The 22649-nt window shown below is 36.8% G+C and carries 21 protein-coding genes; 5 read left to right on the top strand and 16 right to left on the bottom strand.

The genetic code is table 11. The features are described 5' to 3' along the window. Positions 1-44: 44 nt before the first annotated feature. The 5 genes from Q3Y49_RS05200 to Q3Y49_RS05220 form a co-directional block, all read right to left on the bottom strand. Positions 45-599 carry a transcriptional regulator gene (locus Q3Y49_RS05200; protein ID WP_303271219.1) on the bottom strand — a complete coding sequence of 185 codons (555 nt, stop codon included), beginning with the start codon at positions 597-599 and terminating at the stop codon, positions 45-47. 5 nt (positions 600-604) lie between these two features. Beyond that, positions 605-943: a type II toxin-antitoxin system HigB family toxin gene (locus Q3Y49_RS05205; RefSeq protein ID WP_303271221.1), complete on the bottom strand. Its 339-nt coding sequence runs from the start codon at positions 941-943 to the stop codon at positions 605-607. A gap of 469 nt (positions 944-1412) precedes the next feature. After that, positions 1413-2090, bottom strand: coding sequence for a porin family protein (locus Q3Y49_RS05210; protein ID WP_303271222.1), 678 nt, complete (start codon positions 2088-2090; stop codon positions 1413-1415). 228 nt (positions 2091-2318) lie between these two features. Then, on the bottom strand, positions 2319-3833 hold the full coding sequence (locus Q3Y49_RS05215) for a glutamate synthase-related protein (protein WP_303271224.1): 1515 nt from the start codon (positions 3831-3833) through the stop codon (positions 2319-2321). A gap of 67 nt (positions 3834-3900) precedes the next feature. Next, positions 3901-4446, bottom strand: a complete 546-nt coding sequence (locus Q3Y49_RS05220) for a Crp/Fnr family transcriptional regulator (RefSeq protein WP_303271226.1) — start codon at positions 4444-4446, stop codon at positions 3901-3903. A 243-nt stretch (positions 4447-4689) separates the two neighbouring features. On the opposite strand from Q3Y49_RS05220, the gene Q3Y49_RS05225 reads away from it, so the two are divergent. Continuing rightward, positions 4690-5427, top strand: a complete 738-nt coding sequence (locus Q3Y49_RS05225) for an acyl-CoA desaturase (protein WP_303271229.1) — start codon at positions 4690-4692, stop codon at positions 5425-5427. A 103-nt stretch (positions 5428-5530) separates the two neighbouring features. Here Q3Y49_RS05225 and Q3Y49_RS05230 read toward each other — a convergent pair whose 3' ends face one another. The 5 genes from Q3Y49_RS05230 to Q3Y49_RS05250 all read right to left on the bottom strand — a co-directional run bounded on the left by Q3Y49_RS05230 (position 5531) and on the right by Q3Y49_RS05250 (position 11531). Then, a complete protein-coding gene (locus tag Q3Y49_RS05230; RefSeq protein ID WP_303271231.1) occupies positions 5531-6343 on the bottom strand; it encodes a crotonase/enoyl-CoA hydratase family protein in 813 nt (270 codons plus the stop codon). Between the two features lie 12 nt (positions 6344-6355). Next, complete coding sequence (locus Q3Y49_RS05235) at positions 6356-8080, bottom strand: insulinase family protein (protein ID WP_303271233.1); 1725 nt, start codon at positions 8078-8080, stop codon at positions 6356-6358. After that, a complete protein-coding gene (locus tag Q3Y49_RS05240; RefSeq protein WP_303271234.1) occupies positions 8064-9215 on the bottom strand; it encodes a M16 family metallopeptidase in 1152 nt (383 codons plus the stop codon). Before Q3Y49_RS05240 ends, Q3Y49_RS05235 begins: the two co-directional genes overlap by 17 nt. Positions 9216-9405: 190 nt before the next feature. Continuing rightward, positions 9406-10293, bottom strand: coding sequence for a DUF808 domain-containing protein (locus Q3Y49_RS05245; protein ID WP_303271235.1), 888 nt, complete (start codon positions 10291-10293; stop codon positions 9406-9408). 272 nt (positions 10294-10565) lie between these two features. Next, on the bottom strand, positions 10566-11531 hold the full coding sequence (locus Q3Y49_RS05250; RefSeq protein WP_303271236.1) for an NAD(P)-dependent alcohol dehydrogenase: 966 nt from the start codon (positions 11529-11531) through the stop codon (positions 10566-10568). A gap of 466 nt (positions 11532-11997) precedes the next feature. Between Q3Y49_RS05250 and Q3Y49_RS05255 the strand changes: the two genes are divergently transcribed. Both Q3Y49_RS05255 and Q3Y49_RS05260 read left to right on the top strand, forming a co-directional pair. After that, the gene (locus Q3Y49_RS05255) at positions 11998-12342 is read left to right on the top strand and encodes a hypothetical protein (RefSeq protein ID WP_303271237.1); all 345 of its coding nucleotides are present in this window, start codon (positions 11998-12000) and stop codon (positions 12340-12342) included. A gap of 307 nt (positions 12343-12649) precedes the next feature. Continuing rightward, on the top strand, positions 12650-12853 hold the full coding sequence (locus Q3Y49_RS05260; protein WP_303272092.1) for a YwbE family protein: 204 nt from the start codon (positions 12650-12652) through the stop codon (positions 12851-12853). 36 nt (positions 12854-12889) lie between these two features. Here Q3Y49_RS05260 and Q3Y49_RS05265 read toward each other — a convergent pair whose 3' ends face one another. The 5 genes from Q3Y49_RS05265 to Q3Y49_RS05285 form a co-directional block, all read right to left on the bottom strand. After that, positions 12890-13621, bottom strand: coding sequence for an SGNH/GDSL hydrolase family protein (locus tag Q3Y49_RS05265; RefSeq protein ID WP_303271238.1), 732 nt, complete (start codon positions 13619-13621; stop codon positions 12890-12892). Positions 13622-13724: 103 nt separating this feature from the next. Then, positions 13725-15752, bottom strand: coding sequence for a M13 family metallopeptidase (locus Q3Y49_RS05270; protein WP_303271239.1), 2028 nt, complete (start codon positions 15750-15752; stop codon positions 13725-13727). A gap of 125 nt (positions 15753-15877) precedes the next feature. Continuing rightward, complete coding sequence (locus Q3Y49_RS05275; protein ID WP_303271240.1) at positions 15878-16465, bottom strand: hypothetical protein; 588 nt, start codon at positions 16463-16465, stop codon at positions 15878-15880. A 302-nt stretch (positions 16466-16767) separates the two neighbouring features. Then, the gene (locus tag Q3Y49_RS05280; RefSeq protein ID WP_303271241.1) at positions 16768-18615 is read right to left on the bottom strand and encodes a PLP-dependent aminotransferase family protein; all 1848 of its coding nucleotides are present in this window, start codon (positions 18613-18615) and stop codon (positions 16768-16770) included. Between the two features lie 189 nt (positions 18616-18804). Then, a complete protein-coding gene (locus Q3Y49_RS05285) occupies positions 18805-19164 on the bottom strand; it encodes a MotA/TolQ/ExbB proton channel family protein (RefSeq protein ID WP_303271242.1) in 360 nt (119 codons plus the stop codon). 200 nt (positions 19165-19364) lie between these two features. Between Q3Y49_RS05285 and Q3Y49_RS05290 the strand changes: the two genes are divergently transcribed. After that, positions 19365-20369 carry a sensor histidine kinase gene (locus tag Q3Y49_RS05290; protein ID WP_303271243.1) on the top strand — a complete coding sequence of 335 codons (1005 nt, stop codon included), beginning with the start codon at positions 19365-19367 and terminating at the stop codon, positions 20367-20369. Next, entirely contained in the window at positions 20366-21043 is a 678-nt protein-coding gene (locus tag Q3Y49_RS05295) for a LytR/AlgR family response regulator transcription factor (RefSeq protein ID WP_303271244.1), read from the top strand. The genes Q3Y49_RS05290 and Q3Y49_RS05295 overlap by 4 nt, the downstream gene beginning before the upstream one ends. Before the next feature lie 147 nt (positions 21044-21190). Here the strand turns inward: Q3Y49_RS05295 and Q3Y49_RS05300 are convergent, their stop codons facing one another. Continuing rightward, entirely contained in the window at positions 21191-22597 is a 1407-nt protein-coding gene (locus Q3Y49_RS05300; protein ID WP_303271245.1) for a S41 family peptidase, read from the bottom strand. Between the last annotated feature and the right edge of the window lie 52 nt (positions 22598-22649).

Genomic DNA, 22649 nt, shown 5'->3' on the forward strand with positions numbered 1-22649 from the left:
GTTCTATAAAAATTTTAGTTCTAAGAATTAATGGTATTCAGTAATCAAACCAATTCAATATCCTCCTCACGAAGCTTTGAATTATTGAGCTTTTCAAGAGAGTTTTTAATTTTCATCTTATCTGCAGGAGCTAAGAAAGTAGGGATCAAGTGAGTCAGATCAATTTTTAGCAATCGGTTAATGATAATCAAATCTTTTAAGGAAAAGGGGCTGACTCCATTCATTAATTCAGACATATAGGATTTGCTTCTATGTCCTAAAATTTCACCAAGGTTTTGCTGTGTTAAACTTAAACTTTTAAGTTTCTTTCTGATTAACTCTTTCCTCTTTTGAATGAATTGCCTTTCTTTTTCAGCTATAACTTCTGCTAAATCACTATCCTGTATTTTTTTATTCGTTATTTTTGAGCTGAAAGACCAATTTTTGTCTTCATAAGCAGTAATTAAGTCTCTTAATTTCTTGCGAACAGCTTTATATTTTGAATCTTCTTTAGCAAGAACTCTTAATTTTCGATCGGCAATTAAAGCTCTCTCAAATTCCAATTCATTTGCAATTTTTCCTGCTTCCAATATTTTCGATATGTCTAGTTGTGTTTGCATAAAAATTAAATCCAATCATTAGCATTCAGCCATTTTTTAATAGTATTCTTATTGTTCTTAAATGTTGTTTCAAACTCTTGATGGGTTCCGACCCAAACTACTGAAGCTTCATTATCTTCAAACTCAATAAGGATCATCGTTCTATGGATATTAATATTAAAAAAGTAGAATCCATCATTATGGACACAATCTGCATCTGGTCTGGTCATATTCAGCTCAGTTTGATTTTTCCAGCTGTGATCTTCAATATCCTTTATCAGTTTATCAATGGCAGTTGTTAATGAAACATTTCCTTTATTCTTCCTTTTTAATTTTTCTAATGCCTTTTTATTGACTAGCCTCATTAGTAATGCAAATAAACAAAAAATAGTTCGGAATTTTTCCGAACATTTAAAATATTTATATTGATAATAACAATTGATTGGTTCTCAATTGTGTCTCTAATCAATTAATTAGTTATTGCCAAAAAGCGGAAAATTAAAATCGAACGGGACTTTTCAGGTTTTGGCAAATGTTGAATTTGAAAGATAATTAATCCATAACAAAATTAGAAATTGCACATATAGAAGTTATCAAAAAATTCAATTGATCTTGTTTTTAGGCTAGTTGGAAAAGTGGATTGGGTAAATGGGTGGCAGTGTATGTTGTTACTGGCAAGCACAAGTGGATGCTTGCGCGATTCGAGGGAAATTTTGGAGAATAGTCAAAAGCATAAGTGGACACTTATGCTATTTGAGCGGTGGAGAACGCACTAGTAATTTTGCAATGATTAGCTAAAAAAGCTTAAAATCCTTTTCAAATTCTACATTAGGTTTAAAATTTATACCCAAAAGTAATTCTGGCAACCGCATTTCTTACCGATTCTTCAAACGGAATGTCTTCATATTTCATTGTCCTGTAAAATCCGTAGTCGTAGGTCGCTTGAATAACGTATGACTTTAATTCTGCACCTAGACCAACTTGAATACCATAGTCAATTCGGTTACTAAATTTTGCTTCAAATTGATTTTCAAATTCACTAGCTTCGCCATCTATAAATAATTCCGTAGTGCTATCATCAAATAGTCTTAAGTTAACATAAGGTCCTGCCAAAGCATATAATTTTTGCTCTCCAAGCTTAAAATTGAATTTTAGGGTTATTGGTAAATCTAGATAATACTCATTAATGGAAGATTTAAAATCATATCTGTAAGATGCATTGGTGTTATCAAATCTGGGAATATATATCGTTGATTCACTGTATTCTCTTTTTAAAGAAAACAGCAATGAAGGGATAAGATCAAAATGATCGTTCAGTTTCATAGCAACTGCTGGGCCAATATGAAAACCGGGTCTGTACTCCCTATTGATTGAGGATGTATTATCTTTTTGCTGTCCCAGTTTCGAAAAATTGACCCCACCCATAAGAAAAATATCTTGGCCGTGGGCTACATTACTAAAAAGCACAAATGAGACAATATAGATTAATAGGGTTTTGCTTATTTTGCTCATATTAGAGTTTCATTTTTCTTTCTCGTCATCTTTTTTCTAAAAGGAAGGCTGAAATTACGCATTTGTAAAGCAGATGCAATGATAGAGGTTAAGCAAAACAAATCCAATTTGAGTTGAAAATAAAGACTATCTAGGTTTTAGGCAATATGCCAAGCGGACACTTGCGCTATGGGGCTTTATTTGTGTAAAGCTATTTCAGGATAAGACAGCCTAATTCACAACTTAGCTTTATGATACCCCACCAAACTTAACCCCCGTCAATTCTGCCATGTCTTTCTTCCAGCTAGTGATGTCCTTGGGATTGAATTTATTCAAATGATCATGTCCACAAGCCCTGGCCATTACTTCCATAAGTTCGGTGGAGGCACTAAAGAAATTATGAAGCTGATGAGCTGATTTATCGATATTGATCAATTTCCTTAATTCCGGTTTCTGGGTGGCTACGCCTGCCGGGCAGTTGTTGGTATTGCACATTCTGGCCGCTACACACCCAATAGATTGCAAAGCTGAATTGGATACAGCAATCCCATCTGCACCCAGTGCTAAAGCCTTGATAAAATCATCTGGTACACGGATGCCGCCTGTAATAATTAAGGTCACATCTTTTCTATCCATTTTATCCAGATACTTTCTAGCTCTGGCCAAAGCAGGAATAGTTGGTACGGAAATATTATTTCTAAAAATCAAAGGCGCGGCCCCTGTTCCGCCTCCTCTGCCATCTAAAATGATGTAATCCGCACTGGCGTCTAAGGCAAATTGTATATCGGCTTCGATGTGATTGGCCGACAGCTTAAAACCGATGGGAATACCACCCGTTACTTCCCGAACTTTATCGGCAAAAGCTTTAAAGTCTTGAGGCGTATGCAAATCATCAAAAGTAGGCGGTGAAACGGCTGCAGTGCCCTCTTTCAAATTCCGCACTTCTGCAATTTTACCCACTACTTTATTGGCAGAAAGATGTCCGCCTGTTCCGGTTTTCGCGCCTTGTCCGCCTTTAAAATGGAAGGCTTGCACGCGCTTTAGTTTCTCCCACTCAAAGCCAAATTTGGCGGAAGCGTATTCATAAAAATATCTAGAATTAGCGGCTTGTTCTTCATTCAGCATACCGCCTTCGCCAGAGCAAATGCCGGTTCCGGCTAATTCCGCTCCTTTGGAAAGGGCTACTTTAGCTTCTTCAGACAAAGCACCAAAACTCATATCAGACACAAATAAGGGGATGTCCAGTTTTAAAGGTTTTTTAGCATTAGGACCGATGATTAGTTCGGTAGCCACAGGGACATCTTCCATCAAAGGTTTGGTAGCCAATTGGGCTGCCAAAATTTGGATGTCTTTCCATTGCGGCAATTCCGGGCCTGGTACACCCATAGCGCCCATTTCTCCGTGATGCCCAGTTTTGGATAAGCCATCTTTGGCCAGTGCCTTAATATAAGCCAAAGTAGGTTCTTCTTTGGTAGAATCCGAGGAAGAAGCCGTCTCGCTTTTGGTGCTATCGTCTAATTCTTCTTTTAACGTGGCATGTGTTCCATCGCAATAAGGCGGATTTTTGCTATGCTTACACATGCAGAGATAGGCATCGCCTGTTTCTTCGGCCACAAATTGCTTAGGCGTTATATCAGTTTTCCTGTGGGAACCATCACAAAATGGTTGATTCTGACTTAATCCGCAGGCACACCAATATTTTTCTTCGCCTTTAGTAAGTTCAACTTTAATGGGTTTTCTGTCGGCTATCTTAGGTTTACTCATGATGGGTTATTTTTAAAGGTCAAGTTCAGTAGTTAAAATTTATCCTACATTCATCTAGATTAATAAATTACGGCCATTCCAAAAAAGTCATTTTAGATCTAAGTGTGCTAAGGGCCTGAGGTGTAATCCCTAAAAAAGCAGCTATCATTCGTTGCGGGATTCGATTGGGGAGTTCGGGATAAGTTTTCAGAAAGTATTGGTATCGATCTATGGCAGGAGCACTCATCAACATCAATACCCTGCGTTGCAAAATTCCCATTCTTCTGTATAAAAGATGGGTATATTCAGTAATTTCTTGGTTTGAAAGGCTGGTGATGGAGAAGCTATCTTGATCAAAAATCATTACCTCAGCATCTTCCAGACAATCAATAAAAAGCTGTCCGGGTTTGTCGTATTCCAATGATTCTATATCGCCCACAATCCATCCTTCAGGCGCAAAACTAAAAATGTGTTCTTTACCTTTGCTGTCAATAATGTAGCTTCTTACTATGCCTTTTTTAACATAATATCTATGGGCATTGAGTTCACCGGAGTGCTGAATGATTTCTCCCTTACGATAGCTTTTGTTTTTGACGCTTGAGTTATTTTCTAATATGGATGCTAAATTCTCCATTTAGTAAATATAATAATTTTGCAAGAGGAATTTGATAGACTAGTTGCTAATGCCTTAGGTTTCATAATAAAGGAGAAAGTAGATAATGCGTTATGCCAAAAATATATGCACTTTCTTAGCATGAACAATTTAAAGTTTTTGCTGTTATTTGCAGTGGAATTCAATTCGAAGTAAAGCACGCCTATCGAGTCACCTTTCTTATTGAAATATTTTATTTATTTATCTCGTTACCCACATTAAGCAATGGCTATTATTATTTTTATCCTAGTATTATGGTATGGAGGTCTTTTCTTTCAGACTTTCTTTCTTCATCGTTATGCAGCCCACCAAACTTTTAGCATGTCTAAATTTATGGAAAAACTTACTTATATATTAACCTGGGTTTTCCAGGGAAGTAGTTATTTAAGTGCTTATGGCTACGGCATTATGCATAGAATACATCATGCTTATACGGATACAGAAAACGATCCGCATTCTCCTAAATATGATAAAACGCTTTTCGCTATGATGTGGAAAACCAAAAAGATCTATCAAGATATTAATAAAGGACGAATTAAGGTGGAAGAGAAATTCACCACCAATGTACCGCAATGGAAAAGCTTTGATCTTTTTGCTAGTTCAATCTTTTCAAGAGTGCTATGGGCGGCAGTATATATTGCTTTCTTTTACTTTTTTGCAACTGCTTTATGGCAATGGCTATTGCTACCTTTAGTTTTTTTAATGGCACCTATTCACGGGGCCATCATTAATTGGTTTGCACATATCTATGGTTACATAAATTTCAAAGTGAAGGATACTTCCAAGAATTTTCTACCCTTCGATTTTTTGATGATGGGGGAAGCCTATCATAACAACCATCATAAAAGAAGTGGCAATCCTAATTTTGGAGGTGTGAGATGGCACGAGATTGACCCAACTTACTTGATCATGAAAGTATTGAACAAGTTTGGTATTATTCAGATGAAGAAAGTCAAGGTGTAAAGAATTTGACTTGCAATTGCTATAGTCGCCACCTTAAATCATCTTTTTGTAATCGGGATGAGCTGTCAAATTTTGTCTTGTTTAAAGTTTGACAGATGCTTGCTTAATCTTTAAAATTAGGAGCGCGTTTTTCCATGCTGGCTTTAAAAGCTTCACTCAAATCATCAGAAAGTAACATGGCAGCGTTCCAGGTAGCCATATACTGCAGTGAGTCTTCCACCGAATGATCTCGGCTGTATTTCAATACTTCTTTGGTGCCTCGAATGGACAAAGGAGATTTTGAAGCTATTGTAGTAGCCAGTTTATGAGTACTTTCCATCATTTCATCTCTTGAAGAATAAGATTGATTGACTAGCCCAATTTCCTTGGCCTCTTTGCCGTCCATTTTTCTGCCCGTATAGGCCATTTCGGAAACCATACCAGGAGAAATTAATTTGGGCAGGCGTTGCAAAGTTCCTAAATCGGCTACCATTCCTAAGTCAATTTCTTTTATGGTAAAATAGGCATCATCACTGCAATAGCGCATATCACAAGCGGCAATGATATCGACTCCCCCACCTATGCAGCCACCATGCACAGCAGCCAAAACAGGTTTCTTACATTTTTCGATGGCGTTTACGGCTTCTTGAAGAGTAAATACTAATCTTCTGATTTCCTCACTTCTTCTTCCTGCACATTCAATCTTTTGGTATTGACTTACCGACATCAGCAATTCCAAATCAATGCCCGCGCAAAAGTTTTTTCCCGCTCCAGCTAATACAATAGCTCGTACTTCTGCCCTTTCGGAAAGTGAATTAAAGATTTCCTTCATCTCCTTCCAAGCCGGCATATGAATTGCATTGGATTTTTCCGGACGGTTAAAGCTTACTGTTGCTACTTTATTTTCAATCTCAACTCTAAAAAAATCGTATTTCATTTCCTATTGCTTTTATTCAACTATGATATCATCAAGCTCTAGCTCCTTTACAGGGCCTAAGGTTCTCAACCTATCAAGATCGAACTTTGACGCATCTCCATAAATGGTAACCGTTACAGGCTTATTTTTAATATTTTTCTCATAAAACGACACAATGTCGTCAAACTCCAGTTTTGAGTATTGCTCGAAATTAATTTCATTAGGATCTTGCAAATAACCTGTTTTTATAAATGATTCTGCGGTTCGTGATAGCAGTCGGAAGTCCGGTCTGCTGGAACTCGATGTCAATATCAAACCATCTTTTATAGAGGACAGCCTGCTTTCATAAGTTGGCATGTCATTGATAAGCCCTAAAACGACACTAACTGCATCAGTTGTTTTATCAGATTGAGAACCGGTGAATAAAACTAATCTACCCCTTTTCTCGGGCTCGTAGATAGGGTCTATATAATTCCCTCCTGTTGAATATGCCAATGATCTGAATTCACGTACTTCTTGAAATAACAGTCCTGACAGGCTATTGGTATAGTAAGAATTGAATGCCTCCTTTTTATAATCCTCCTCATAATTCAACGGCTCACCATTTACTATATAATATACATAGCTTTGGATTGACTTTTTGTCGTTTACCACATAAAAGGTGGTTTCCGCTACATCCTCTGCTTCCAAGAATGTGTATTGATCAATAGCGTTTTTTCTGAATAATGTAGATGCTGAGATCTTTTCTATTAACTCAGTCTCCTCCTTTTGTCCTACGTAATGGATGGAACTCATTCCATTACTTAGAAGTGCCTGCATTTTGTTCTTGAGCACAGCAGGTTCTAATTTTTTTAATTTTCCCGCTGGCATTCGGCTTTTATAACTGGACTGTTCACCAAAAAGTCCATAGCTATAAAGGATACTGCCACCTGTCGCAGGATTATTGTTGTTGAGCTTATTCTCCGTTTTTCGCTGATTATAAAGAAGTTTGATGGTTTTGTTGGTAGGATTGAAATCTGCTATTAAAGTTTCAATCAAGTCTACCGTCTCATCGAACTTATTGTCTAAACCCGTTATTGAAATATCGAATGAATTATAGTCTGCATTAAAAAAATAGGTGGCCCCTACATCCGCGAATTTTCTTTTCAAATCAGCGGCCGAAAAATCACTAGTGCCTGTGCTGTTGAGCGCTTCCGCTAAGAGGGCATAGTCGGGATCTTTCGTAATTCCTCCAGCAATACTAAAGCGAAGGGTGAAAATATCATTAAGCATATTTTTAGTGTAAAAAATATAATCATCGGTAATCCCAAAATCATTTTTTAGATCTATAAAATTTGGTTCTGCTTGGTTCTCTGGAAGTGCCTGGAATCTTTTAGCATAAGCTGAGGATTCTTCCGTGCGTTCAGAAATAGGCTTATAAGAGGGCTTCTCTAGCTTCGTTTTTTTAGGAAATCCTGTTCTTGATTGTAAAGTGAAATAGTCATCCCCATAGTATTTTTCAGCTGCTTTTTGTACTTCTTCTTTCGAAATGTTTCTAATCTTTTCAGGAAATGATAGGTAGTCTTTATAATCAATATCGTAGATGAAACTTAGACCCAATGTGCGACCTCTTGTACTTAAATTTTCCGTGGAAAGCTCATAATTCCTGTAAATGCCAAACTTTACAGATTCAAAATACTCATCAGTAAAATTGCCTTTTGCAATTTCCTGAAAACCGTCTCTAATCTTGCCCTCAAATTTCTTAAGGCTTCCCCCCAAAAACTTTTGGCACAAAGAAAATGAAGGCTGATCCATCTTCTTCCAGAAAATCCTGCTCCCCTCCTGCATATAAAAGCTCGTTATTGAGATTCATTTTATCGATAAAGCCTGTTTGGTTACTGTTAGACATCATTCCACCCACTATTTCCAAAGCAGGACGATCAGGATGCCCTGCCGGCACCAATTTATATCCCATGAAGCCCACTTTTATGGGTGTTATTCTGACCTTTTCCACTTCTCTTCCATCAAAACTGTTTCTTGTATACTGAGGAAATTCCGGTTCTTTTCCTCTCTTTAATTTACCAAATGATTCGGTAATCAAAGGCTTAACCTCTGTAGCATCGAAATTTCCCGAGAGCACTAAAGCCATATTATTGGCCACATAATATTTTTGAAAATACTCATACATTTTGGTTAAGGAGGGATTCTTTAAATGCTCCACACTGCCCAAAACAGTTTGGGTGCTATAAGGATGATCCCCATAAATATATTCATTGAATTTGGTAAATACTCTTCGTTGCAAATCATCTCCTGCCCTATTTTTTTCTTCGTAAACTGCTTCGAGCTCACTTTGAAAAAGTCGAAAAACAGGGTTTTGAAACCTGTGGGAGTAAATATCAAGCCACTTGGTCATCTGATTGGCTGGAAAAAAATTATAGTAATACGTATAGTCGTAATTCGTTCCGGCATTTACTCCACTGCCTCCAATTGATTTAACCAGGCGGTCAAATTCATTGGGTATTGCAAATTGCGAAGCTTTCAATTCTTGTGCATTAATCATCTTTTGAATTTGAAGCTTCGTCTCAGGACTTTTGGTAATTGCTAGTTCATCATACAAAGTCTTTATGGAGTCAAGGTGCGTCTTTTCAGTTTCGTAGTTTTGAGTGCCTAGTTCCTTCGTTCCCTTGAACAGCATATGTTCAAGATAGTGGGCAATTCCTGTTGCCTCTGCCGGATCATCTTTACCTCCTGCATTTACCCAAACAGCGCCATATACATTACTAGCATTTTTGTCTTCATTTAAATAAACTTTCAGTCCATTGGGAAGCTCGTACTGTTCGACATTTATTATTGGATCTTGAGCGCATAAAATACTTGAGGTCAAAAGTAGCAGTGGAAATAATAGATTTCTCATTTTAATTAGTTCGTTGATAGATAATGCTGTAATATAATAATAAATACTATGCAGTTATCAAGAACAATTAAAGAAAATCAGGCCTGTAGAATGTGTAGCATTCAAAGTAAAAAAGATCTTCTGCGGGGGTTTTGTTAGAACCCCCTTTGTAAGTCTTCAAACCGCTAGGTGTTTTCGTTCAAGAAAAAAATTATTCTAATCTGTTAGACCTAACTTTTTTCAAAATAGCAGTTGCTAAATTCACTATGGGCAACATTACTATACCCACGATAAGCCCAATAAAGAATTCAGTAATAAATGATGGAACACTTGGCAGTAGATCATGCAAAAAGTGAATATTATGAGCAAAAATTCCCCCAGAAACTAGAAGCAATGCGATGGTCCCTATTACGGTCAAGCTCTTAATTACCTTCGGTAGTGCTTGAACCAAAAATTTTCCGATTTTATCTGAAAAGCTATTATCTTGTTCATTTAAGTTTATTAATCTTACTCCAAATTCATCCATTCTAACGATAAGTGCAACTATTCCGTAAACCCCGACTGTAGCTAATAAAGCAATTATTGAAACCACCATAATTTGATTAAGCAAGCTTTCCTTTTCAACCGTGCCTAAAGCGATAATGATAATTTCCACTGATAAAATGAAATCGGTGACAATAGCGGATTTCACTTTTTCCTTTTCTTTGCTTAAGGCTTCCTCTTTAGTCAGTTTTTCAACATTTTCTATTTTTTTCTTGGGTGCAGGATGGAAGAAATACGCATAGATCTTTTCTGCACCTTCATAGGCAAGATATAAACCTCCTAGCAACAGAATGATGTGAATGGCCTCAGGGACAAATGCACTCAGTAAAAATGCTAGTGGTAAAATGATAATTTTATTGAGAAAAGAACCTTTTGTGATGGCCCAAAGCACCGGAATCTCTCTTGAGGCCATAAAGCCAGATGCCTTCTCTGCGTTGACCGCCAGATCATCTCCAAGTATTCCTGCCGTTTTCTTGCCAGCCACTTTACTGAGCGTGGCCACGTCATCCATCAACATTGAAATATCATCCAGTAAAGCAAAAAATCCAGAAGCCATAGTTTATAAAATTAATGTGTCGCAAGTTAATATCATCTGTCTCAATTTAACAAATGAATTAAATATGATTGCTTTTATGAAAGCAAGCCTAAAGCCTCCTTCGCCTCGTAGAAAGCTATGAGTTTTCAATAATTAAAGGAAGTGAATATGATGGTGTTTTCATCAATAATATCAAATCCAAACCTGACATGTTTGGACATAATTACCAATAGGACCAATTAGCCGTGGAGTAAAGAGACGTTAAATTGAGAGCTGTTGCACTAGTGTATATTTTAAAGCCTAATAACCACTTTGCCTGTATGCTTTCCTTCTCCAAAATATTGGATCAATCGCGGGATTTCTTGAAAGGCATAAGGCCCATCGATAACGGGTTTAATTTTACCTTCGGCATAAAACTGATTGATGATATCAAGCCCTTCATTGGGCTGAAGAGCCAAGATCTGACACTTCTTTTTTGTGAGGCCGGAGATCAATCCTTTGGTGATCGCCAGTTGCATGAGTTTACTATTTGTACCACCAACCGAAATATACTTTCCTTTTGGCTCTAGGGCTTTTAAATATGCCCAAGTCGATTGAGAAGTTTTCGCGTCTAGAATTAAATCGTAGCGCTCTCCTCTTTTGGTGAAATTCTCTTTTTTGTAATCGATGATATGGTCATAGCCAATGGCCTTCATATTATTGAGTTTTTCTCCTGTGTCCACACCTGTAACTTCTGCATCATATTGCTTAGCAATCTGCAAAGCAAAAGTACCTACTCCTCCACCAGCGCCATTGATCAAAATCTTCTGCCCTTTCTGAATTCCTCCTTTCTTCACTAGTCCTTGATACGCTAGTAATGCAGCATGTGGTATGGCAGTCGCCTCTTCGTGACTCATTGCTTCTGGTTTTAACATTAAAGCTTTTTCATTTATAGCAATATATTCAGCAAAGCTACCGAAGCCAAACTCCGATAAATCTCCAAACACAGCATCCCCTTTTTTGAAAGCTGTAACCCCATCTCCAGTATCTTCAACTACGCCCGACAGTTCCATCCCTGGAATCGGGTGCTTCGGTTTCCTTAGGCCAAATATCAAGCGATACAAGTAAGGTTTACCTCTTACCATTCCCCAGTCATAATCATTGATTGCAGTTGCATGTATTTTTACTAATACTTCTAGTTTTCCCGGAATTGGATTTGGAATTTCTTTAATTTCTAGCTTTTCGGGAGATGTGTATTGAGAACAAAAAATGGCTTTCATCAGGATTGAGTGTAGTAGTAGATATAAAAAAAGCGTTCAATTTCTGAATATAGCGTTTTTGCGCAAAAAATCTCGAAAAGTATTTAAATAAAAATGAGGATAATCAACAAAATGGCTACTTTTCCAACAATTCAAAAAATGATATTTGACTGACAGTTAAGTTTGCCCAGCTTTACTAACTTCGTTTTTGACGCTAATGAAAAGTCATGAAAACCCTCTTTTACACCCTATTACTAATGGTCATTGCGGCCTGAGTTACACCTGAAGAAAAGAGTACAAAAGAAACAAATGAAGTTTCAAGCACGGAGGAGGAAGTGCATCCCTTGGCCGCCTCCATTCAAGATGCACACGAAGTGGACAAATATAAAACTGAAGAAGTCATAGGCTTTGATATTAAACTCAATTTTGGCGGCAATGAAAGGCTAAATCACGAATTTATAGCACCACTAACTCATCGAAGGTTTTGGTGCTCAAGAATAATGGTACTTCTATGCTTTTTGACGGGCAAGATATTTGGCTACAGCCAGAAGACAGTTTGTATGAGGGTGCTCGCTTTGATGCTTTGACTTGGTCTTACTTTTTTATGACTCCCTTCAAATTAAACGAGCCGGGAACTTATCATTCAGCAGTTCAGTCATTACCGTATTCTGAAAATCAGGCTTTAAAAACTAATAAGATGACATTTGGTGAAAATGTAGGCGATGCTCCTGATGATTGGTACATGATCTATCAAAATTCTGAAATTGATCTATTAGAGGCGATGGCTTATATTGTTACTTTTGGCGATACAAATGCAGAAAAAGCAGCTTAAAACCCTCATGCGATTTCATATGCTGATTATCAAGAAGTAAAATCCATTCCTTTTGCTCACAAATGGTATTTTTGGAATTGGAGTGAAGCAGAAGGATTGAAAGAACAACTGGGAGAAGCAAGCATTTCCAATATTCAATTTTCAGATGACAAAAGTATTTTTGATAAGAAGGACTATTTTACAAAAGTGCCTTTATAAAAAAAGAGTTTGCGGAAATAAGCTCGATTTAGTCTTAGAGAAAGGAATTGTTTTGGCAAATATGACTAAATTCGATTGAGTGGATAAAATTCAATTAGTAAAAATAGCTATGCTAGACGGAAGAAATAGAAATGAGATAAAAATTGGCTTGGAAGTGGAAGTCGTCCAGAAACAGGACCAAAGAACAGGCGATTTAACTAACGGCTTTGTTAAAAAGATTTTGACCAAATCTTCCTTTCATCCTCATGGCATAAAAGTGATGTTGGAGACTGGCGAAGTAGGTAGAGTGAAGGAGATTTTGGAGGAGGAATAGCCAGAGGTTGATCTTATTTATAAAATAAATAGATTTTCAATCTCCAATCAACTGTAAAACTTTAGAATAAATCCGATCGGTCCACAGAGAGTACTGGAAACCGCTGGGATGTAAATTATCATTGGTTAATGCATCCGAGGAGGAGCCTAATTCACGAGAGATAGAAGTAACATCGATAAAAGGGATATTTTTATTATTACAAACACTTTTAGCATAAGTATTATATTGGTCGATTTCTTTGCCTATTTTATCGCTATTAGAACTTCCGAAGGGAGTAACTCCATAATCAGGAATGGATACCACAAATACATCTCCGCTATCACCTGCAATGTCAATAGCAATTTGGAGAAGAGAATCGAATTCCGTTTCATACAAAGAAAAATCCTTGCCCTGATATTGATTATTGACCCCAATTAATAGGGATACTAAATTATAATCTCCAGAATTAATATCATATGACTCAATCACACCCATAAGGTTACTGGTAGTCCAGCCAGTTTGAGCAATGATGTCAACTTCCACCTTCAAGGATGTTTCTTGCTCAATTCTACGGCTTAATTGAGCTGGCCAACTTTCCTCCTCTGGAACACCTTGGCCGATTGTATAAGAATCTCCTAGAGCTAAATATTGAATATCGGATTCGTCTACCTCTGGCTCATTAGTCTCTATATCATCAAAGTCAATCTGATCAGTTGAATTTTCACAACCAATAATTATTAGAATTGAGATAATAGTAAATAGATGATAGAAATTTTTATTCTGCCTCATTCTATAGAAACACTGATTAATTATTTTAGGTTTTTACATTAAACAGAAAAGAGCACAAGCATTCACTTGCACTCTTTATAAAAAACATATGTTAAATTTTCATCTACCAAACTGCTACTCTTTCCTCTTCGGCTAAATACATTTTGTCTCCTTGCTTGATATCAAAAGCCTCATAAAAGCCAGGGATATTCATCAAAGGGCCATTTACACGCCACATTGGAGGAGAATGCGAATTGGTTTTGATCCACAAGCGAAGATATTCCTCTTTCATTTTTACCCTCCAAATTCGGGCTAGCGACATAAAAAATCGCTGATCTGGCGTAAAACCATCTATTCTTGCTGTGTCTTGTCCTTGCTCAGTCATTTTGAAAGCATCATAGGCAACAGCTAATCCGCTTAAGTCGGCCGTGTTTTCTCCCACAGTCATCGCTCCGTTGATATGCAATGTATCCAAAACTGTAAAAGAACTATAAAGGTCAATTACTGCTTGAGTTCTGGCATTGAACTCTTTATAATCAGCATCTGTCCACCAGTTATTAACATTCCCTTCTTTGTCAAATTGCGCACCTTGATCATCAAAGGAGTGGGTAAGCTCATGTCCTATTACCATACCGATTCCTCCATAATTTAAGGCATCATCGGCTTCGTAGTCAAAATAAGGCGGTTGTAAAATGCCGGCCGGGAACACAATTTCATTTGCAGATGGATTATAATAAGCCGTTACTGTTGATGGTGTGGTATACCATTCCTTCCGATCTACTGCCTGATTAAGTTTAGCTAAATTATAGTTATACTGAGCTTTAGAAGCTGAAATTATATTGGAAAAATAATTATCGTGAGTAATTTCGACACTACTATAATCTCTCCATTCATCAGGATAGCCAATTTTCTTAGTGATGGCGAATAGTTTTTCTTTAGCCTTTACTTTTGTGCTATCGGTCATCCATTCCAATTGATCTATTCGGTTGGCATATGCCTTTTGGGCATTATCCAATAATTCAAGCATTCGTTGCTTGGCAGATTCAGGAAAATACTTTTTCACATATAACTGTCCCAATGCTTCGCCAAGCATATTATCTACAGCGCTTGCCATTTTTTCGCCTCTTGTTTTTTGCACCGCTTGTCCAGAGATCACCTTTGTATAAGCAAATTCAGCATCAACGAAAGCTTTACTTAGATTGTCAGCGTAATTCTGTAAAGTGCTTGATTTCATAAATAGCTTCCAATTTTCTATTGGAATGCTAACTAGCAACTCGTTCAAATTTTCATAATAGTTGGGTTGACCTACATCAACTGAATCAGTTTCTGCCCCCATGCTATTGAGCAATTTGCTCCAGCCAATATTGGGGTGCATTTCATTCAAGTCTTTTACAGAAAATTTATTGTAGTTTGCTTTCACATCCCTTAACTCTACTCTGGTTCTGTGCGATTCGGCTATTTGCTTTTCAATGTCGTAAACCTTTTCGGACATCTTCTCAGCTGCTTTTGTATCTGTTCCACTTAATTCAAAAAGTGTAGCTAAATACTCTTTATATGCTTTTTGTATTCCATCAGTGGAGCTATTCTTATCAAAATAATAATCTCTGTTGGGTAACCCCAGACCTGTTTGATACGCATGGGCAATATTGATTTTACTATTTTTATCGTCTGGTCCAACATAAAAGCCAATAATTGAATTATTTTGCTGCTTAGCTTGCAACGCCACGTAGGTCATCAAAGAAGAGACATTCGTTATGGTTTGTATTTCAGCAAGTATTGGCTTAATAGGCTGAAAGCCTTCTCTATTGATTTTGGCGGTATCCATTCCTGAAGCATAGAAATCTCCAACCATTTGTTCGATGCTTCCTTTAGCGTTATCCAATTGTGATACGCTATCCAATAAGTTCTGGAGGCGTAATCTTTGTGGGTAATTCATAAAACGATAGGCCCCTACTCCGGCTTGCGTTTCAGGAATAGAAACAGAATCATACCAGATTCCATTTACATATTGAAAAAAGTTATCGCCTGGATTGCGACTACTGTCAATTCCTTCAATGGCTACATATTTTACTTTGGGTGTGGTTTCCGGTTTTTGATCTGTGCATGCTACGATGCCTAGTACTGCAATGATTAGAGAAAAAAATGATTTCATGTTTACCGTTTGAATTAAGCTGTAAAAGCAAACAAGATAGTAATTTTTCATCATATTGTTGAAATAAGCGATTTCAACAAAACTTAAGAGTAATTTACGGAAGTCTTTATTACTTAATGTCCTTTTTACTGAATAGCAAAAGTCAGCCCTAATTCAAGAACAATTCCTCCTGGTGAAAGGAGTCGTAATACTTGCTGGTCAAATGGGGATAAGGTTGATCCATCTTTAACTACCCAAGGTTGATCCTTAAAAGCTGCTGCGTAGCCGAGACTTATATTTAGTGTGTTGTACTTTCCAAACCACCAATTGTAGCCCGCCTTCAAATTAAAAGTGGTAGTACTTTCAAAGCGCATATTAACCTCTTGAGTCGTTCCATTCCCAGAATCGAAAGTCAGGTCTATATCATCTATACCCGATGACCTTGACAAATTAATTCCATAAGTAAACCCATGCCGGTAGGACTGATCATAACGCAGCCCAATTGAGGTCCTGAAACCCCAACTGCTTAACCCTAGGCCACCTTGCACAAAAAGGGTTTTATCAATTATATAATTGGCCGTAACTCCTGCAAGACCTGTATAAGAATTAATGCCACTCCCGAGCCCTATATAAAAGCTCGGACGATCATCTGGTTCATAGTAAGTTCCATCTTCCTGAGCTTTCAGCTCAAAAGAACAAATTATTATGATCAAAATAAGAAAGACTCGTTTCATGAATTTAATTTAATGGCCCAATCCCTTTTATGGCGGAAACAGAAGTACAAAAGTATTGAAAAAACATGTATAACCTACTAAGTAAATGATTTTGATTATTGCTTTTTTTGGAAGTTTAAGAAACACTTGACAACTTCAAACCACAAATATTTCGCCATCCTGTATTAGTACAATATTGTATCAAATATCCCCAGTAAATTTATCCACCTGCTCTCTGTTTACCAGGGCATTGATAATCAACCTATGGGTAGCACAACATCAATCCATTTTTTCTAGCTGGAGAAGCCTTCCCGTCATTTTCCTTATCCAATACTGTTAACAAAATTAACAAAAACCTCCTTATGCTTTTTCAAATCTAGGTCAGGCGAAACCGATACTCGCGCTATATAATCCTTATCTTCTTCTTTGGTCGTTCCTTGTGTGGAAGTAGCTGGAATAGTCCAATAACAGCCTTTCAATTGACCATAACTCACACAGTACTTGCTTTCCTCCGGAATCTCCGTGATCATCATGTTAATCAGCTTTAAATTTAAAGCTCTCTTATAATTTTCTCTTTCTTCTGGAGTATTTCCTTTAGTAGGAAGATCTAATGAAAAAACGGAAGGGGTAAAATCTGCTTGCGCTAATTCCTCGGACACAAAATTGATCTTAGCAGTGGGTAAAGTTTCCCTAATAAAGCTTACAAATTCACGGGTGTTTTTATAAGCATCTGCAATTCTTTCATTCATAGATGGCAATTGCTCAGCTAATATTGCCGTTTGTAGAGGTGTCGCTTCATTGTCACAAAGAATTAGATGCTTTTCAATTTTATCCATTAGTGAGGCCGCTTTTCTGTTAGCTGAAACATATCCTGCAGTACATTTACCGCCACTTGGGAATTTCGATCCACTTACATAAGAAATCGTCTGAACTTCTGATAGAATTCCCTCTTCACTCAAAAATTGAATATTAGGGCAAAAGGTCTGGTCTAAAATAAATACAGGATCAATGGCTTTTTCTCCATTTGCTGTTTTTCTCTCTTTGCTTAAAGCTTTTCTCAAAGCTTCCATTACAGGAACTTCCACTCTAGGATTTGTTGGAATCTCTGCAATAATATAGGGTACAGCATTGTCCTTAGCTACGGCTTCCAAAACTTGTTCCGTACTATTCACCATATCACTATCGCCATCAACCGCTAAGTCCAAAATTTCCACATTTTCCAAACAAGCCGCAACTCTTCTTGCCTGATCATTTGTGCCGCCATAGCAGTTAGGGGGTACAATAATTTTGATAGCCTTTCCTTCATGCTTTTCCATTGCATCTTCAATAAGACCCATCATGATGGCATATTGAACCGATAAACCACATGACCCCAACAGGGCTGTGGTATCCGTGGCTGTTATTTCCTTTATGGTTTTAAGAACCTTTGCTTTGTCAGCATCAAATTTTGAATTTGGATCGCCAGTAGCAGAAATTCCAGTCAGTTTTTGTAATAAAGTGTAGCAGTCTGGAGGCGTCATAGCAATAGTTTCCCTTCTTCTCACGTGCTGAATAGCAGAAATATAGCTTTCGTTTTCTTTACCATTTACAAGTAAAACACTTCCAAGATTAGCTTGAGTACTAACGAAAAAATCAATATTCTGCTGAAGCGAGATTTTATTTAAGTCATCCTCTTGAGAAACGAAAATAGTACTGCCGTCAAAAGCAGGTACTTCTTCAATGCTACTAACCTTATTCAGTTCAAAACTATATCCGTAAACAAGCTTGATAATTTCCTCATCAAAAGCTTCCGGTAATTCTTCAGTATAAACAACCTGGGTGTTTTTCTTGTCAAATAGATTCTTCCTTAGCACTGCCAAAACTGGGATCGTTTTGGAAGAAAAGGCGATGACGCTATCAGGATTCAACCGATTTTGTTTGGCAATCGTCCACTCCAAGACAGTCGATAAAGGATGACCTAACCGAATATAATCATAGGCAGTTGGCAATTCGCTAAGAGCTGTTTTCTCGGCTATTTTAGCTTCAAACAAACTTTCAAATTTTTCCAAAAATTCTGTTTTGGCCAATTCTTCTTTATAAATATCCAAGCGGTGAGTTGTAAGATTCAACCAATCAGTAGGTGCATTTTCGACCACCTTTTTTGTATAATTGAGTGTTTTATTGTCTTCCATAATAGGTTAATACGATAGATGTAAAAGTGTTTGTGCAAAGCTAATTAAATTTTAAATCTGGCCTTAATGATTTTACTTCAATATGAATAGTATCAATTTTTAAACAAAAAAAGCACGCAAATCAATGCGTGCTTAGAGTTCAAAATTGCAATAATTCATGAGACACTTTATTGCATGATTTTAAACGGCTTACTTTTGGGAGAATAGAAATCCAATTTTAAAAAGCTTGGCCAGCAAAAATATAAAGAATCCATAAAGCGTAGTATAGGAAGATACTTTTAGTCCCCCGGCCAATAAGGCTTGGGAAACTTCTCCTACTTGCTCAATTGCTTGAAAAGCACCGACCAAGCCTACTAATTGGCCCAAAATGCCGAAAACTAGAGCAAAAAGCGCTATGTCCTGCGAAATCTTCAGCCATTTTTCTGACAAGACATTGTCAGATCGATGCTTCAAAACCAGTGCTGATGTTACAACCACAGCAACTAGAAGGCAAAATAATATGCCCATAAATAGAATTCCTCCTTCAACATGAATTTCAATAATTTTCATAATTTTTGTTTTTAAGTGATATGCAATCCTATCAACATTTTTGCACTTTATTATTTATAGTCGATGGTTGTCGGGTTTGTAAAGATAGAAAACACAATTTTAGATTTAGAAGGTGAATTTTGTGTTCTGCCTACCTAAAGAAGTTATCGGTCGATAAAAAATGCATCTTAACTGAAGTTGTTTAATTTTACTTTTTCCAGATGCAGCACTACCTATATCATATCGCTTTTTGGCTACTTTCATTTTTGCTTTGTGCATTTTTGATTAGTTATGACAACAATTGGAATGAAGCACTGCTTTTAAGTTTGATTTATTTGCCCGTAACCATTGCTTGCGCTTACCTGATATCCAATTACTTGATTCCTAAGTATCTGTTGAAGGATAAAAAATTGAGATTTGTTCTTTATGTAGTTTACCTCATTATTTCAGCGATATTTTTGATACTACTCATTAATACGGTGGTTTTTATTGTGATTGCAGATTATCAATTTGAATTAATGCCTCCCGGCACTCGTGATATAGCCATCCTAAATACCGTATTATTCTTGATTGTATTTCTTTTCGTAGCCATCACCAGCATAGATAAATGGAGAACCACGGAAAATGAAAAAAATGAGGCCATAAAAAATATGGCACAGGCAGAACTGCGCTTTCTGAAAAGCCAGCTCAATCCACATTTTTTATTTAATACAATGAATAATCTTTACGCTTTATCACTTAAGAAATCAGATAAAGCACCTGAATTAATTTTGCGATTGAGTGCTTTGTTAGAGTATATTCTAGAGAATAGCAAAAAAGACTTGATCCTATTATCTGATGAAATAAGCACTTTAGAAGACTATATTCATGTGGAAAGTTTCCGCTTTGGGGATCGTTTGGAAATTGAAAAAAATTTGGGAGCTCCAGAGGATGCTTTTATTAAAATTCCGCCCTTGATTCTGATTACCTTAATGGAGAATTGCTTTAAACATGGAGGGAAAAATAATACCGGAAAATTGAAAATCAAGTATTCGATCAAAAGCAAAGACCGTAATCTGCTTCTATCATTTTCCAATAACTTTTTACACAACGAAAGTAATCCAAAAGCAATAGGCCTAAAAAATATTGAAAGTCAACTTTCTTATATTTACAAAGAAGAATACAAAATGGAGAAGTCCATTAGTGAGGGCAATTTTAAAATCGAAATCCAAATCCCTGTTAAATGAAAACTTGGAAATGCATTATAGCCGATGACGAACCTTTGGCACGCGAACTTATCAGCGATTATGTGGCCAAAGTTCCCTTTCTGGATTTGAAAGACACTTTCACCAATGCCTGGGAGGTTCGTGATTTCTTGCAGAAAAATCCAGTTGATTTGCTATTAATTGATATCGAAATGCCCGGATTAGATGGGCTGACTTTCATTAAAAGCAATCCCATCCAGCCAAAAGTTATTTTCATTACAGCACACCGAAAATATGCTGTTGAAGCATTTGAGGTAAAAGCACTAGATTATCTATTAAAGCCGATTTCATTTGAACGCTTTTTGAAGGCTGTCAACGGATTAGAATCTAGTAATTCAGAAGTGAATCAACAATCTCACCATATTTTCATTTCAATTGACAGGCAACAGCAGAAATTACTGTTGGACAAAGTGCTTTTTATTGAATCAAGAGGTGACTACTTAAAGTTCGTATTGGAAAATGAAAAACCATTGATGAGCAAAATGACTTTGAAATCACTTCAAGAACAAATCCCTGAAAGCTTTATCCAAATTCACCGATCCTTTATCATCAATCAAGATAAAATAACCGCTTTTCAAAAAGAAAAAGTCAAAGTTGGAGAAGAATGGCTGAACATCTCTAGATCTTTTAAAAATCAGGTTGATTTTGGGGATTAGACAGTGGAACGGACAATTTGCTACTGTCTCTACCACTGCTAGTTTTTTTATATTTACAATATTATAAATGTCATGAAGCCATATCGATTCATTGTACCATATTTGTGATCGCATAACTAATGCTTAGTCCTCATCTAGTGAGTTTTTTTATTTTTTTGAGTTCACATTTTTGATCAACTGCTTCATGTGCTGAATTGAGTAAGCTAAAACATCAACATCTTCATCAACATATACATCTGGTGCAATGCCATATGGATCTATTGGGTTTTCATTCACGTCCTTTGCTCGAAAGGAAGAAGGGTACGTCAGTGTAAAACAACCAATATCCGTTGAAAGGCCATTGAATCCATCGACTACTCCTGCAGTATTTTGACCATAAACCACTACTTTATCACTTTGATTCGCTCTGTAAACAAAGGTTTCTCCTGAACTGCCAGCTTCTGTACTCAAGAGTATAACCTTCATAGGGCTTGTATAAATGGTGTCAGGCTCATATTCATAGAAATAATTAGGGTCTTCAAAAAATGCAGTGCCTTTAAGCGACATCACATAATCGTAGAGCTCCCGCTCTTCTGCTGTGTACTCATCGATCGATTTGCCTTTCAAGTCGCTTGATTCAAAGAATTTTTTAATATTCCCATCACTCATCCATAAGCCTGTATTAGGAATTTGAATAGGACCGCTCAAAATGTACGGTAGCAGGGGGTAGTATGTAACATCATTTCCTCCTCCATTTTCTCGAATATCCACAATGATAAATTCTGAAGCTAAAAGTTTTTCATGATTAGCTTTCATTATACTGTCGACATGGAGTTCATCTACAGAATAGAAATCAGGAAATCTCAAATAAGGAATGCCATCAATTTCCGTAAAGTGAAATTGACCAAATTTTTCAACAATTTCAGATTCGGAAACTTCGCTACTGGTTTTCGGCCATATTTTAGTCCATTCATTGAGGTTTTCGAAGCTCAGTTTACTTTCACTAAGTTGATAAGCTTTGACGGTTTTGGGGGTATGATCACCCATCATGAAAGTAGACTTGTAATTGCTTCCGAAATCGCTGGTAAGTTCGAATTTTACATCGCCTTGATTCCAATCTTCATTACTGCTATTAATTACAAGCCCAACAAAATCTCTGGTCTGATTTTTATTTTTGGGATTGGGAATAATAGCTACTTCGTATCCTTTATACTGCCATATTCCCAAAAGCGGATTTTGCTTATATTCATTGCGTTTATAACTGCTTTTGAATTCCTTCTCTGAAATCGGGATTTTTTCGATATCGAGATCTATTGATGTGGAAATCTTCAGGTAAGTATGCCCATCTCTAAAAAAATCAAGCCATTGTACTAAGATGGTTTTACAGTCTTGCAAATTATCCGTTTGCATTGCTTTTGTGCGCATAATATCGGTATGTGCCGTGTATAAGTCGCGATTTTCATCGGTGACTTTATAAATAAAAAGAGAATAATCTTTCTCATAGACGTCCACCGTCTTTTCGAAAGAATCTTCACAATTACAATCTTGAGCCTGTAAAGTCAGATAAGGTAACATTATTAGACATAATAAGCTGAGGGTGATTTTAAGAAATAGGTTCATTGTAAGG

Origin of the sequence: Marivirga harenae, from assembly GCF_030534335.1 — a bacterium.
In the GTDB taxonomy this organism is placed as follows: Bacteria; Bacteroidota; Bacteroidia; order Cytophagales; family Cyclobacteriaceae; genus Marivirga; species Marivirga harenae.